Raw genomic sequence first — 14,845 nt, 5'->3', positions numbered from 1 at the left:
AGCGGTACGTCTGGCCAGAGCGGTACGTCCGGTCTGGCCGTACGTCCTCCGGTCTGGCAGAAGCGAGCAGTGCGTTCGGTCTGGCCGGAGGGGTACGTCTCGTGCCTGCCTGGTCGGCCCCAGTCTCCAGGCCCTAGTCCTCGTCCAGTACGAACGACACCCGCGCGGTGCCCAGCCCCTCCACCTTCGCCTCGACCAGGTACGTACCGGCCTTGGCCGAAGCGCTGCCGGCCGGCGTCGCGCAGTGCTCGACGCTGCGCTTGCGGTCCCAGTGCACCGTGCGCTTGGTCTGGCCCTTGCCCGCCACCTCGACCAGCACGGACTTGCCGCCCTCCGGGCAGTCGTCGGACGCCCACACGTGGTCGTTCTCGGCGTCCGTGATGGTCAGCGTCGCCGACGCCCGGCCGAAGTCGACCTTGCAGGCGGTGTTCGAGGAGTTCTTCACGGTGATCTCGAACGTCGGTTCCTCGCCCGGCTCGTAAGTGTTCTTCACCCGCGAGTCCTTGACACTGCGCACCGTCAGCTCGACCGCGCTCCGGGTGCAGTCGGGCAGGCTGGACCCGGCCGGGACGCTCCGCCCGTCCCCGACGCCGAGGCCGCCGCCGGTCCCGCCCCCGCTGCCGCCCGCACCGCCGGCGCCGCCCGTGTCGCTGCCGCCGCCGGTGCCACCGTTGCCGCCGGCGCCGCCGTCCCCGCTGCCGCCGCTGTCGGCGCCGCTGCTGTCGCCGGTGCCGGTCCCGCCGTCGTCCGACTCATCGCGCCCGCCCGGCCGTTGGCTGTTGACGGGCGTGGAGGAGGTGGGCCCCGGGGTGATGGTGCTCGCGGCGCCACCGCCGCCCGACCCCTTGCCCTCGTCTCTTCCGCCGCCGCCACCGGAACCGCCCCAGCCGAAGGCCCAGATGACGAGCAGGAGGACAAGGATGAAAAGGGCCAGCGCAACAGCCCTCCGCCGCCAGTAAATGGAGGAGGGAAGCGGCCCGATCGGATTGCGCAGAGATCCCACGCGGAAACTCTACGAGAGATCCGCAGCAGTGCCCGCCAATAACCACCGGTCTCCGCCCTAGTTTTCTCATTATCCGACCGGATTCCGACCAGCCCTCGCCCTATCCCGCGTCAGCGACCAGCCCAGCCTCGTACGCCACGATGGCCGCCTGGACGCGGTTGCCGACCTCCAGGCGGTCCAGGACCGCGCTGACGTACCCCTTCACCGTGCCCTCGACCAGGTGCAGCCGCCGGGCGATCTCCGCGTTCGACAGGCCCGCGCCGACCAGCGCCAGCACCTCGCGCTCCCGGGCGGTCAGGGCGTCCGTGCGGGCACGGGCCGCGGCGCCTCGGATCAGGCGCTCGCCGCCGAGTTCGGTGATCACGTGACGGGCCACCTTGGGCGACAGAAACGCCGCGCCGCCCGCCACCGCCCTTACCCCCGCGATGAGTTCGTGCGGGTCTCCGGCCTTCAGCAGGAAGCCGGTCGCGCCCCCGCCCAGCGCCCGGGAGATGTACGCGTCCTCGGAGAAGGTGGTGAGCATGGCGACCGCGGTGTCCGGCAGCGTACGGCGGATCTCCTCGCACGCGGACAGCCCGTCCAGCCGGGGCATCCTGATGTCGAGCAGCGCGACGTCGGGCCGGTGGGCGCGCGCCGCCTCCACCGCCTCCCGGCCGTCGGCCGCCTCGGCGACGATCTCGATGCCGGGGCCGGCGGCCAGGACGGCCCGTACCCCGGCGCGGATCATCGCCTCGTCGTCCGCGAGCAACACCCTGATCGTCGGCTCGTTCCCCATCCGCACCCGCCATTCCCTTCATCACCGCCGGCCGCCGCCGTTCAGCGGCGGCCTCAGACTCCGGCCTCAGACTCCGGACGCTGACGCTACAAGCGGGAGTACGCCGCCGCCCCTGACGAAAGTCAGGCCCGCCCGGCGGACGCCACCCCGCCATACCGCTGACACGCCCCGAGCAGGCCCGGCGTTTCCCGGGCGGGCGGGCGACGTGCCAGGATCGTCGGTGACATGACTGCCATCCCCGCTGACTCCGCGCCCTCAGCCAGCCGCCCCGACGGGCCCGCAGGTCGCCCCAACGGGACCGCCGACCGCTCCGACGAAACCGCAAGCCCGGGCGGGACCGCCCTTCACAGCCCCGTCATCGACTGGTTCGACGCCCACGCCCGCAACCTGCCCTGGCGCCGCCCCGAAGCCGGCCCATGGGGCGTGATGGTCAGCGAGTTCATGCTCCAGCAGACCCCGGTGAACCGAGTGCTGCCGGTGTACGAGCAGTGGCTCGCCCGCTGGCCGAGCCCCGCGGACCTGGCCGCGGAACCGCCCGGCGAGGCGGTCCGCGCCTGGGGGCGGCTCGGCTATCCGCGGCGCGCGCTGCGCCTGCACGGCGCGGCGGTCGCCATACGGGAGCGGCACGGCGGTCACGTACCGAGCGAACACGCGGAGCTGCTGGCGCTGCCGGGTGTGGGCGAGTACACGGCGGCGGCCGTGGCCTCGTTCGCGTACGGGCAGCGGCACGCGGTCATGGACACCAACGTCCGCCGTGTCTTCGCGCGCGCGGTCAGCGGCCGGGAGTTCCCGCCGGACGCCACGACCGCCGCCGAGCGCAAGCTGGCCCGCGCGCTGCTCCCCGACGACGAGCCGAGCGCCGCCCGCTGGGCCGCGGCGACGATGGAGTTGGGCGCATTGGTGTGCACGGCGCGCACGCCCGACTGCGTGCGCTGCCCCATCACCGCGCAGTGCGCCTGGCGGGCGGCCGGTTCCCCGGCGCACGACGGGCCGCCGCGCCGCGGCCAGACCTACGCCGGTACGGACCGTCAGGTGCGCGGAAAGCTGCTCGCGGTGTTGCGGGAGGCGGTCGCACCGGTGCCGCAGGCGGCGCTCGACAAGGTCTGGGACGAGCCGGTGCAGCGGGCCCGGGCGTTGGACGGGCTGGTCGCCGACGGCCTCGTGGAGCCGCTCGACGGCGGGCTCTACCGGCTGCCGCTGACCTGACCCGCCCCGAGCTCCCCTCCCCCGCCGGGACCGTTTCTGTGACAAGGCTGTGACACGGCCACGACCCGACTCTGACACTCCGTCCGACCGGGCCCGGCTGTTACACAACCTATGGGTAGCTGTGCATTCACCGCAGGTCAGATGCACATGGCGCCGCAACAGCCGCTCCGTAGCGTCCTCTTCGTGTTCGGCGACCGCCGGGCACACAGGTGGGGAAACAGCGGGATGGAGGCTGGCGATGTCCGGCAGCGGCAAGGTTTTGGATTTCGAGGAGTACGTACGCAACCGGCAGGACGCGCTGCTGCGCAGCGCCCGCCGCCTCGTCCCCGACCCGATCGAGGCACAGGACCTCCTCCAGACCGCGCTGGTGCGCACGTACGGCCGCTGGGACGGGATAGCCGACAAGTCGCTGGCCGACGCGTACCTCCGCCGGGTCATGATCAACACCCGCACCGAGTGGTGGCGGGCGCGCAAGCTGGACGAGGTGCCGACCGAGCAGCTGCCGGACGCGCGCGTCGAGGACAGCACCGAGCAGCACGCCGACCGCGCGCTGCTGATGGACATCCTCGGAGTTCTGGCTCCCAAGCAGCGCAGCGTCGTGGTGCTGCGACACTGGGAGCAGATGACCACGGAGGAGACCGCGGAGGCGCTCGGGATGTCGACCGGCACGGTCAAGAGCACGCTGCACAGGGCGCTGGCCAGGCTGCGGCAGGAGTTGGAGAGCCGCGAGCTGGACGCCCGCGCGCTCGGCCGCGGGGACGGCCGGCAGGGCCAGCAGGGCCAGCAGAGCCAGGACGGCGGGCGGAAGGGCCGGCAGCAGGGCCAGGACGGCGCCCAGGAGGGCCGGCAGGACCAGGAACCGCTCGGCCGTCAGGGCGGGCCGGAGCGCCGCGGCGGCGGCCAGGGCGGCCGCCCGCACCGCCAGCTCCCCCGGACCCGCCAGATCCGCCAGACCCCGCAGGACCGGCGTCGAGGCCAAGAGCGGGGGCAGGACCGGTGCGCGGCCTGACCAGGGCCTCTCCACACAAGGACGCTCCACACAAGGACGCTCCGCCGCACCGGGCCGCCCTGATCACGGGGGGCGCGGTCGTCGGCTTCGCGGCCGTCGGCGGGCTGATGCTGGCCGGATGCGGCACCGGAAGCCAGGGCCTGCGCAAGGAAGGCCCGGCGCGCACCTCGTGGGCCCCGGAGCAGGCCGACTCCCCGGGGGCGTATGCGCGCGGCACCTCCCCCACGTCGACGTCGGCCAAGCAGAAGGTCGACGCCGTCGCGCTGGTCAAGAAGGACCCGAAGGTCAGCAAGCACCTGAAGGCGAACCTCAAACCCTGCGCGAAGAGCGCCACGAACGACGCCACGAACGATGCCACGAAGGACACCCCCCAGGACACGACGAAGGGCGGCTCGAAGTCACAGGGCTACCCCATCGACGTGGCCTACGGCCGGCTGACCGGCTCCACCGCGTCCGATCTGGTAGTCAATGTGATGACCTGCACCGAGGGTTTCGGCCTCGGCTCGTATGTGTACCGCAAGGTGGACGGGACATATGAGAACGTTTTCGCGGACGAGCGCCCGCCCGTCTACGCCGACACCACCAAGGGCAACCTCCGCGTCACGAAGTTGATCTACGCCTCCAACGACTCGGTCTGCTGCCCCTCGAGCGAGGACGTGACGACGTACCGGTGGGCCGAGACGCGCCGGCAGTTCCTCGTGACCGATCACAAGATCAGGAACGTGAGCGAGGACGAGACGCCCGCGCCCGACGACGGAACGGAAGGCTGAAGCAAGGCCGTGGCCGAAACCCATGTGCTCTTCGTCGAGGACGACGACGTCATCCGCGAGGCCACCCAGCTCGCCCTGGAGCGCGACGGCTTTGTCGTCACCGCCGCCCCGGACGGGCTGACCGGGCTGGAGCGGTTCCGGGCCGACCGGCCCGATATCGCGCTGCTCGATGTGATGGTCCCGGGGCTGGACGGGGTGAGTCTGTGCCGCCGGATCCGCGACGAGTCCACCGTGCCCGTGATCATGCTGTCGGCGCGCGCCGACTCGATCGACGTGGTGCTCGGCCTGGAGGCCGGGGCCGACGACTATGTGACCAAGCCCTTCGACGGCGCGGTCCTGGTCGCCCGGATCCGCGCCGTGCTGCGCCGCTTCGGGCATGCGAGCGGACCTGGCCGGGGCGCGGAGACGGCGCCCGACGAGCCCGAGGGCGGAGTGCTGCGCTTCGGCGACCTGGAGGTGGACCCGGAGGGAATGGAGGTCCGCCGGGCCGGTACGCAGGTGGCGCTGACGCCGACGGAGATGCGGCTGCTGCTGGAGTTCTCGGCCGCGCCGGGCACCGTGCTCTCCCGCGACCGGCTGCTGGAGCGGGTGTGGGACTACGGCTGGGGCGGTGACACCCGGGTCGTGGACGTCCATGTGCAGCGGCTGCGCGGGAAGATAGGCCAGGACCGGATCGAGACGGTCCGCGGCTTCGGCTACAAGCTCAGGGGCTGAGCCGGGAATGGTGAAGCTCGCCCTGCGCTCGGGGCTGCGCTGGAAGGTCAGTCTGGCGATCGCGGCCGTGAGTGCGCTGGTCGCCATCGCGCTGAGCCTGGTCGTGCACAACGCGGCCCGCGTCTCGATGCTCGACAACAGCCGCGCGGCGATGAACGACCGGGTGCAGTCCGCGCAGAAGATGTACGAGAAGTACGGGACCATCGGGTTCGGCGCGAAGCTCGACGACGCGCGCCTTCCCGAGCAGCTGAAGAAGGAGGCCGCGCGCGGACTGCGCGCCACCTACCTGGGGGATACGGGCTCCGGCAGCCCTGAGGTGTGGGCTTCTGTGCCGCTGCGGGACGGCCGGGTGCTGTCCGTGCACACCCAGTTCAAGGACCGTGCCCGGGTGCTGGAGGACCTCGACCGCGTCCTCGTTCTCGGCTCGGTGTCGGTGGTGATGGGCGGCATCGCGCTGGGTGTGCTCATCGGCGACCAGCTCTCGCGGCGGCTGCGCAAGGCCGCCACCGCGGCCCGTAAGCTCGCCGAGGGCGACTCCGAGGTCCGGGTGCGGGACGCGATCGGCGGCCGGGTACGGGACGAGACGGACGACCTGGCGCGCGCGGTCGACGGCATGGCCGAGGCGCTGCAGCAGCGGCTGGAGGCCGAGCGGCGGGTGACGGCCGATATCGCGCATGAGCTGCGCACCCCCGTGACCGGCCTGCTCACCGCCGCCGAGCTGCTGCCGCCGGGGCGCCCGACCGAGCTCGTACGGGACCGCGCGCAGGCGATGCGCCAGCTCGTCGAGGACGTTCTGGAGGTCGCCCGGCTGGACGGCTTCGCGGAGCGTGCCGAGTTGCAGGAGATCGCCCTCGCCGAGTTCGTCACCCGCCGCGTCCGGGTCGCGGCCCCCGACGCCCTGGTCAACGTGTTGCGCGACGCCCATGTCTCCACCGACCCGCGCCGCTTGGAGCGGATACTCGGCAATCTCCTGGCCAACGCCGCCCGGCACGGCAAGCCGCCGTTCGAGGTCACGGTGGAGGGGCGGGTGCTGCGCGTCCGCGACCACGGGCCCGGCTTCCCCGAGGCGCTGCTGAAGGACGGGCCCAGCCGCTTCCGTACCGGCAGCAAGGACCGGGCCGGGACCGGACACGGCCTGGGCCTGACCATCGCGGCGGGCCAGGCGCGCGTTCTGGGCGCCCGGCTGACGTTCCGCAACGCCGAGCCGACCGCGGAGGGGCGGGAGGGCGCGGTCGCGGTGCTGTGGCTGCCGGAGTCCGCGCCTACCAATACGGGCAGCTTCCCGGTCATCGAGGTGCTGGACTGACCGGGGTCAGGACGGTCTGGACCGACCTGCGAGGTTCTGCGCCGACCTGCGAAGTTCTGCACTGACCTGGGGATTCTGGCTGACCTGGGGGTCTGACTGACCTGAGGGTCTGACTGACCCTGGAGGTTCTGACTGACCTGACGCACGAGGCGCGGCCGGTGCATCCGCACCGACCGCGCCTCACGTTTTCCCGCCCGTGCCGCCGGGGGTCAGACCGCCTCGACCAACGGGGGCTGGTCGGCCGGCGCCTGCTCCTCGCCCTTGGGCTGGGGCCCGGCCCCGCGCAGCGGAACCTCCTTGATGAACCAGGCCGCGAGGAAGCCGACGACGGCGATCACCGCGCCCCACAGGAAGACCTGGTGCGCCCCGTTCGCGACCGCGTGGGTGTACGCGTCCTTGATCTCCGGGGGCAGCTTCTTGAGCTTCGCCGGGTCGAGGTTGGCGCCGCCGGAGGTGACCGCCGCGCCCTTCTCGCCGACCCGGGCGATCATCGTGTCCTTCACCTGGTTGTTGAAGAGCGCGCCAAGGATGGCGACGCCGAAGGAGCCGCCGAGGGTGCGGAAGAGGGTGGCGGAGGAGGAGCCGACGCCCATGTCCTTCATCTCGACGCTGTTCTGCGCGATGAGCATGGAGGTCTGCATCAGGAAGCCCATGCCGGCGCCGAGCACCGCCATGTAGATGCCCGAGGTCAGGCGGGTGGTGCCGGTGTCCATCAGGGCCAGCAGGAACATGCCCGCCACCATCAGGCCGCCGCCGAGGATCGGGAAGATCCGGTACTTGCCGGTCTGGGTGGTGACCCGGCCCGCGATCAGCGAGACGGCCAGCATGCCCAGCAGCATCGGGAGCAGCAGCAGCCCGGAGTTGGTGGCCGTGGCGCCCTGGACGGTCTGCTGGAAGAGCGGCAGGAAGGTCATCGACCCGAACATCACGAACCCGGTGAGGAAGCCGATCACCGTGATGAGGGAGAAGTTGCCGTTACGGAATATGTGCAGCGGCAGCACGGGCTCGGCGACCCGCCGCTCGACGGCCACGAAGGCGATGAGCGAGGCGACCCCCAGCACGCCCAGCCCGATGATCTCGAACGAGTCCCACGCGTACTCGTTCCCGCCCCAGGTCGTGATCAGCACCAGAGCGGTGATGCCTATGGTGAGCAGCGCCGCGCCTATGTAGTCGATCCGTGCCTTCGCGCGCTTCTTCGGCAGGTGCAGCACCGCGGTGATCGCGGCCAGCGCTATCGCGCCGAGCGGGACGTTGATGTAGAAGATCCAGCGCCAGCCCAGGTGGTCGGTGAGGGTGCCGCCGACCAGCGGTCCGCCGATCATGGCCACGGCCATGACACCGGCCATCATGCCCTGGTACCGGCCGCGCTCCCGGGGCGGGACCAGGTCGCCGATGATCGCCATCACACCGACCATCAGACCGCCCGCGCCCAGGCCCTGAATGGCCCGGAAGCCGATCAGCTGCCCCATGTCCTGAGCCGCCCCGGACAGGGCCGAACCGGCCAGGAAGACAACGATGGACGTAAGGAACATGCCCTTACGCCCGTACATGTCGCCGAGCTTTCCCCAGATGGGGGTGGAGGCGGCGGTCGCCAGGGTGTACGCGGTGACCACCCAGGAGAGGTGTTCGAGCCCGCCGAGATCACCCACGATGGTCGGCATCGCGGTGCCGACGATCATGTTGTCGAGCATCGCGAGCAGCATGGCGATCATCAGTGCGAAGATCACAACACCCGTGGAGCGAGGCTTGCGGCCGGACGCGACCTCCGCGCCGGGCTGCGGGGCCTCCGCACTGGACTGCGGCGATGCGGATGGCGCTCCGCCTCCGGACTGTTTCTGGGACATTCTCTCCACTTCCCCCCTGGGGTGCGGCCAATTGCTGCGACCGGCTACTTACTTGCCGCCCGGCTAGTTGAGTACAGTGGAGAAGGTACGGCGTCTACTAGCCGGGCGTCAAGTAAGTTTTGTTCGGCCGCGCGAGGCCCCACGACCACAGGAGAGCACCATGGGCAGCACACCGCAGGCGCGCCGGGGCGACACCCGGCAGCGCATCCAGGACGTGGCCTTGGAGCTCTTCGCCGAGCAGGGCTACGAGAAGACCTCGCTGCGCGAGATCGCCGAGCGGCTCGAGGTCACCAAGGCCGCGCTGTACTACCACTTCAAGACCAAGGAAGACATCCTGATCAGCCTGTTCCAGGACCTGGCCCGGCCGCTGGACGAGCTGCTCGCCTGGGGCCAGCAGCAGCCCCGCACCCTGGAGACCAAGCAGGAGCTGATGCGCCGCTACAGCGTGGCCCTCGAAAGCGCCCTCCCGCTGTTCCGGTTCATGCAGCAGAACCAGGCCGCGATGAGCCATCTGCGCCCCGGCGAAACACTCAAGGACCGGATGCTCGCCGTGAGCGACCTGCTGAGGGATCCCGACGCCCCGCTGACCGACCAGGTCCGCAGCCTCAGCGCGCTCTTCGTCATGCATACGTCCCTGTTCGCCATGCAGCAGATCGACGCCGACCCCGAGGACAAGCAGAAGGCCGTCCTCGAAGTCTCCCTCGACCTGCTGGCGCAGGCGCACCCGCACGAGAGGCCCGACACCCCGGACGCGGCCTGACCGACCGACACTCCGGAAGCCCTCTGACAGGCACACGCGCCGACGGGGCCCGCCCCGTGCCGGGCCCCGTCGGCGCACATCGGGTCGAGGGTCAGACCTTGACGCCGTGGGAGCGCAGGAAGGCCAGCGGCTCGACGGCCGAGCCGTAGTTCGGCGTCGTGCGGATCTCGAAGTGCAGGTGCGGGCCGGTGCTGTTGCCGGTGCTCCCGGAGAGGCCTATCTCCTGACCGGTCGTCACGGTCTGGCCCACCGACACCTTCACCAGCGACAGGTGCGCATACTGCGAGTACGTGTTGTTGTCGTGCTTGATGACGATGGCGTTGCCGTACGCCGGGCCGTCACCGGCGCCGTTGCCACCGGCCTTGACCACCACGCCCCCGTGGACGGCGCGCACCGAGGTGCCGGACGGCACGACGAAGTCCTGCCCGCTGTGGTTGTGGGCCCACAGGTTGCCCGCGAGACCGAAGGCGGCGCCGATCTGGTACGAGGCGACCGGCGTCTCCCAGGAGTTGGCCTTGGCCTCGGCGGCCTTCTTGGCGGCCTCGGCGGCCTTCTGGCGCGCCAGGGCGGCCTGCCGCGCCTTCGCCGCGGCCTCCTCCGCCGCCTTCTTCTCCGCCGCCTTCTTCGCGGCGGCCAGCTCCGTGGCCTTCTTCTTCGCCGCGGCCTCCTTGGCGGCCTTCTCGGCCGCCGCCTTCTTCGCGGCCGCCTTCTCGGCGTCGATCGCCTTCTGAAGGGCGTCCGCCTGCGCCTGCACCGACTTGCCGAGGTCAGCGGCCGGAGCCACCGACAGCGCGCCGCTGCCCTGCGCCGCGTCCGCGGCGAACGCGCCGCCCGCCCCCAACGCCAGCGATGCCCCCATGCCCGCGGCCAGCACGGCGGCGCGGGTACGCAGAACGGACTTGCTCGTTTTACGGGATTTAAGGTGCCGGGATTTGGCGCGCGGGGACATAGGGGGACTACCTCCGGAAACATCAGTGAGTCCCGGCGGGGGACCGGAACGGACGTTCTTTCGTAACCCGCCCCGGCCATCAGGCCAAGCCGCGTCACTACTAATCCGCGCCGTACGAAAAGCGGTCGCACCCGCATTTCATCCGCGGCTCAGGCACGGCTCGATATTCGTGATCACGCACCCAAGAATCCGGATCATCAGCCTCCGAATACCTGTCTGACCTGCGCATTTAAGCCATCCGGAAGCCACATACCGAAACTCGGCCCGCGCTTCCGGCCGCACGCGCGCCCCACAGTCGAAGGAATTCACTATTTTCCGTAGTAGAGCCTCGGCGGCCTGTGTGCGATATCACCGCGCCTTAAGATCGCCGATCATCGGACCCGGGCATTAGATGTCCGTTTCGGGACCAAAGACCATACGGTCCTGTACGCTGTCCGCACCAAACCATCGGGGGGATGGGAACGTGGATCCCGCAACCTTCGGCGCTCGCCTCACCTCGGCCGCCGTCATGCCGCTGATCAAGAAGCTCTTCGTTCAGGAGGGGCCGGGCGCCGGTCTGGTCGACAAGCCGGTCCGTGTCTCGGGGCTCGTCTCGTTCACAGGCGAGAAGCGCACGCTGACGGAGAAGAACCTCCACAAGATCGCCGCCCAGCTGGTGGAGCGCGCGGTGGAGTCCGCAGGAGAGGGCGAGCGGCCGATCCCCGCGGACGAGGACGAAGTGCTGGCCGACGCCCTGGCCCGCACACTCCACGCGCTGGGCGATCTGGCCATGGACGATGTCCAGGCCGTCCACTTCGGCCCGGCGCCGCTGGCCAAGGAACTCCGGCAGGCCGCCGACCGCCCCGACGACCAGCTCTCCCTGGCCGCTTCCCGCCTCTACACCCTTCTCCTGCACACCGCCTGCCTGCACATCCTGCACTTCTTCACCCAGCGCTCGACCTTTGTCGCCCGCACCCTCGTCGAGCAGAGCGGCCGGCTGACCGACCTCATCACCAAGATGGACATCCTGATCGAGCGGATCCCCTCCCAGTCGGCCGAGGACGCGGGCTTCGAGAAGGACTACGCCGACTTCGTACAGAAGAAGTACGGGACGCTGACCATCGTCGGCATCGACCTCAGCCACGCGGAGGCCAGCTGGCCCCTGGACGCGGCGTATCTGAGCCTGGAGGCGATCGCCCCGCAGGACCGGGCCCCGGCGGTGCTCGGCGGGGAGGTCGACGCCGCCCCCGAAGCCCCCGTCCCCGCCGACCAGGCCCTGTCCGGTCACAGCCGGGTCCTGCTGCGCGGCGTCGCGGGCTCCGGCAAGACCACCCTCGTCCAGTGGCTCGCCGTCTGCGCCGCCCGCCAGCAGCCGCCGCGCGGCATGGAACAGCTGATCGGCCGTGTCCCCTTCGTCCTGCCCCTGCGTACCATCGCCCGCCAGGACGCACTCCCCACCCCCGACCGCTTCCTCGCCGCCGTCCACAATCCCCGGCACGGCGCCCAGCCCGCCCGCTGGGCCGACCGCGTGCTGCGCGCCGGGCGCGGGCTGCTGCTCATCGACGGGATCGACGAGATCCCCGAACACGACAGGGAACGCACCCGCGTCTGGCTGAGCGATCTGCTCCTCGCCTACCCCGACAACCTCTGGCTGGTCACCTCCCGCCCCTCCGCCGTCGCCGACAACTGGCTGGAGGCCGAAGGCTTCGCCGAGTTCGCCCTGGCCCCCATGAGCCATGACGACCTCGGTGCGTTCATCAACCGCTGGCACGACGCCGCCCGCGCGACCTGCCGTACGGACGAGGACCGCACCGCCCTCGACGGCTACCAGTCGGCCCTCCACACCGCCGTACGCACCAAGCAGGACCTCGGTCTCCTCGCCACCAACCCCCTCATGTGCGGCCTGATCTGCGCCCTGCACCGGGCGCGCCGCGGCTATCTGCCGCCCGGCCGCAAGGCGCTGTACGACGCGGCGCTGTCCATGCTCCTCACCCGGCGCGACACCGAACGCCACATCTACGCCCCCGGTGACGTCCAGCTCGACGAGGAGCCGCAGATCCAGCTCCTCCAGCGGCTCGCGTACTACCTCATCCGCAACGGCGAGGCGGAGCTCGACCGCGCCCAGGCGGAGCGCATCATCGACGACGCCCTGTCCGCCGTCCCCTCGGCCACCGCGCTGGGCGACGCCCCGCGCATCCTGAGCCATCTGCTGCTGCGCAGCGGCCTGCTCCGCGAACCGTCCGTCGGCACGATCGACTTCGTCCACCGCACGTTCCAGGACTTCCTCGGTGCGAAGGCGGCTGTGGAGGAGGAGGACTTCGGGCTGCTCGTCGAGCACGCCGCCGACGCCCAGTGGGAGGACGTCATCCGCATGGCGGTCGCCCACGCCCGGCCGCGCGAACGGGCCAAGATCCTCAACAAGCTGCTGGAGCGGGCCAGGAAGAACCCCGACTCGGCCCTCCGCCTCGTCCTGCTCGCCCTGGCGTGCCTGGAACACGCGCCCGACCTGGACCCCCAGGTGCGTGACGAGGTCACCTCGCAGGCCAAGCGCTTCATCCCGCCCCCGAACATGGAGCGCGCCCGCGAACTGGCCACGGTCGGCCCGCTCGTCCTGGAGCTCCTGCCGCCACCGGCCGAACTCACCGACGATCAGGCCTACTACTGCGTGGTCACCGCCTCCCACATCGGCACCGACGCCGCCACCCCCTACCTGTCCCGGTTCACCGACCATCCCGCGCTGCTCGTCCGCTCACAACTCACCGCGAGCTGGGGGAGGTTCGACACCGAGCGCTACTTCACCGAGGTGATCGCCCGCCTGGCCCCGGACGACCTGTACTTCATGGCGGAGACCCAAGAGCACCTGCGCCTCCTCGACAGCATGGGCTGTGTGTCCAAACTCCAGCTGCGCGGCGACTTCAGCGAGGATGAGCTGCGTGCCAGCCGCTCCCTCGACCAGGTCACCCATCTGAGGCTGGACCGGAACGACGTCATCGCCGACCTGAGTGCCCTCAGCCATCGGTCAGGCCTGCGCACCCTCGTCCTCACCAGGTGCCCCATGGTCCGGGACCTCACCCCACTGTCCGAGCTGTCACTCCAGAGCCTCGACTTCGCCCCGTGGCGCGCGGGTGCGTCCGGGAAAACGTTCCCCAGCGGTCTGGACACCCTGACGACGCTGAAGCACCTGAAGATCAACCTCGAGTCCCCCAGCATCCCGCCGCGCGCCTTCCCGGCCCACATCACCTGGCTCGACCTGCACGTCTACTTCCCGGACCTGGACGCCGCCTGGATCGCCGAGGCATTCCCCGACCTCCGCCAATTGGGCATCACCTTCCGCAGCAGCCCGGAAACGGGCCGACTCGACCTGCCCCTGCTCGCCGGGCTCTCCTCCCTTGAGGCCGTCACCGTCGCCCGCGCGGAGATCACTGGCGCCGAATCGCTCACCGATGTCACGGTCACGGCGCTCGACACCGTGCCGAGGAGCACGGGCCTCCCGGCCGACCCCGCGGGACGACTGGAGACCCCATGATTCTCTGACTAGAGTCAGAGAATGCATGCAGCACAGATCGACCAGGTGCGGCGGTTCAACCGCACCGTCACCGAACGCGTGGGCGTGCTCCACGACCACTACCTGGGCCGCGACCGGCCCATCGGCGAGGCCCGGCTGCTCTGGGAGATCGGCGACCAGGGCCAGGACATACGGCAGCTGCGCGAGCGCCTCGGACTCGACTCCGGGTACGTCAGCCGGCTGCTGCGCTCCCTGGAGAGCGACGACCTCGTCACGCTGGAGCCGCACCCGGAGGACAGAAGGGTGCGCACCGTCCGCCTCACCGAATCCGGCCGCGCGGAGCGCGCCGCGCTCGACCGCCGCAGCGACGAGCTGGCCGGCTCCCTGCTGCAGCCGCTCAACGCCGCCCAGCGCACCCGGCTGGTGGCGGCCATGGCCGAGGTCGACCGGCTGCTGACCGCCGCGACGGTCACCCTGGAGGTGGTCGACCCCGACCACCCCGACGCCCAGCACTGCCTGCGGTCCTACTTCACCGAACTGCAGGAGCGCTTCGAGACCGGCTTCGACCCCGGCCGGAGCCTGCTGCCCGACGCGGGCGGACTCCGGCCCCCGCACGGTCTGTTCCTGGTCGCCCGGCTGCACGGCGAACCCGTCGGCTGCGCCGGACTGAAGCTACCGCCCACCGCCCCCGCCGAGATCAAACGCATGTGGGTCGCGCCCCACACCCGCGGCCTCAGCCTGGCCCGCCGGCTCCTCGCCGAGTTGGAGGCACGGGCGGCCGGGCACGGATACGACGTACTGCGCCTGGACACCAACAAGGCGCTCGACGCCGCGATCGGCCTGTACCACTCCTTCGGCTTCCAGGAGGTCCCGGCGTTCAACGACGAGCCGTACGCCCACCACTGGTTCGAGAAGCGGATCACCAAAGGCTGATCGCCGAAGGCTGATCGCCGAAGACCGAGACCGCACTGACAACAGCCTTGCGTTTGAGCGCACTTCAATTGCCACGATGACCGGCGCGCCAT

11 protein-coding genes and 1 pseudogene are annotated in these 14,845 nt (G+C 70.9%); 8 read left to right on the top strand and 4 right to left on the bottom strand.

All coding sequences use genetic code 11. The features are described from left to right. Positions 1-133: 133 nt before the first annotated feature. Both ACWY4P_RS28535 and ACWY4P_RS28530 read right to left on the bottom strand, forming a co-directional pair. Positions 134-1,003 (bottom strand): hypothetical protein, encoded by an 870-nt coding sequence (locus tag ACWY4P_RS28535; protein WP_456203195.1) that lies wholly within the window; start codon positions 1,001-1,003, stop codon positions 134-136. Positions 1,004-1,103: 100 nt separating this feature from the next. Beyond that, positions 1,104-1,778, bottom strand: coding sequence for a response regulator (locus ACWY4P_RS28530; protein WP_456203194.1), 675 nt, complete (start codon positions 1,776-1,778; stop codon positions 1,104-1,106). Positions 1,779-2,003: 225 nt separating this feature from the next. Between ACWY4P_RS28530 and ACWY4P_RS28525 the strand changes: the two genes are divergently transcribed. The 5 genes and pseudogenes from ACWY4P_RS28525 to cseC all read left to right on the top strand — a co-directional run bounded on the left by ACWY4P_RS28525 (position 2,004) and on the right by cseC (position 6,783). After that, a complete protein-coding gene (locus tag ACWY4P_RS28525; RefSeq protein WP_456203193.1) occupies positions 2,004-2,984 on the top strand; it encodes an A/G-specific adenine glycosylase in 981 nt (326 codons plus the stop codon). 238 nt (positions 2,985-3,222) lie between these two features. Beyond that, a pseudogene (locus ACWY4P_RS28520) lies at positions 3,223-3,744 on the top strand (SigE family RNA polymerase sigma factor); the annotation flags it as partial. A gap of 236 nt (positions 3,745-3,980) precedes the next feature. Continuing rightward, complete coding sequence (locus ACWY4P_RS28515; protein WP_456203192.1) at positions 3,981-4,763, top strand: hypothetical protein; 783 nt, start codon at positions 3,981-3,983, stop codon at positions 4,761-4,763. 9 nt (positions 4,764-4,772) lie between these two features. Next, a complete protein-coding gene (cseB, locus tag ACWY4P_RS28510; protein ID WP_456203191.1) occupies positions 4,773-5,477 on the top strand; it encodes a two-component system response regulator CseB in 705 nt (234 codons plus the stop codon). A gap of 7 nt (positions 5,478-5,484) precedes the next feature. Further along, positions 5,485-6,783 (top strand): two-component system sensor histidine kinase CseC, encoded by a 1,299-nt coding sequence (gene cseC, locus ACWY4P_RS28505; protein WP_456203190.1) that lies wholly within the window; start codon positions 5,485-5,487, stop codon positions 6,781-6,783. Positions 6,784-6,992: 209 nt separating this feature from the next. Here the strand turns inward: cseC and ACWY4P_RS28500 are convergent, their stop codons facing one another. After that, positions 6,993-8,495: an MDR family MFS transporter gene (locus tag ACWY4P_RS28500; RefSeq protein WP_456203189.1), complete on the bottom strand. Its 1,503-nt coding sequence runs from the start codon at positions 8,493-8,495 to the stop codon at positions 6,993-6,995. Positions 8,496-8,787: 292 nt separating this feature from the next. On the opposite strand from ACWY4P_RS28500, the gene ACWY4P_RS28495 reads away from it, so the two are divergent. Then, positions 8,788-9,387: a TetR/AcrR family transcriptional regulator gene (locus ACWY4P_RS28495; protein WP_456203188.1), complete on the top strand. Its 600-nt coding sequence runs from the start codon at positions 8,788-8,790 to the stop codon at positions 9,385-9,387. 91 nt (positions 9,388-9,478) lie between these two features. Here the strand turns inward: ACWY4P_RS28495 and ACWY4P_RS28490 are convergent, their stop codons facing one another. Beyond that, a complete protein-coding gene (locus tag ACWY4P_RS28490) occupies positions 9,479-10,336 on the bottom strand; it encodes a M23 family metallopeptidase (protein WP_456203187.1) in 858 nt (285 codons plus the stop codon). A 463-nt stretch (positions 10,337-10,799) separates the two neighbouring features. Here ACWY4P_RS28490 and ACWY4P_RS28485 point away from each other — a divergent pair, with 463 nt between their 5' ends. Further along, positions 10,800-13,841: an NACHT domain-containing protein gene (locus ACWY4P_RS28485; protein WP_456203186.1), complete on the top strand. Its 3,042-nt coding sequence runs from the start codon at positions 10,800-10,802 to the stop codon at positions 13,839-13,841. Positions 13,842-13,862: 21 nt separating this feature from the next. Continuing rightward, positions 13,863-14,753: a bifunctional helix-turn-helix transcriptional regulator/GNAT family N-acetyltransferase gene (locus ACWY4P_RS28480; RefSeq protein ID WP_456203185.1), complete on the top strand. Its 891-nt coding sequence runs from the start codon at positions 13,863-13,865 to the stop codon at positions 14,751-14,753. The last annotated feature ends 92 nt before the right edge of the window (positions 14,754-14,845 follow it).

This window comes from Streptomyces sp. LZ34, from assembly GCF_053890475.1.
This window is presented reverse-complemented; position numbering and strand designations above follow the sequence as displayed.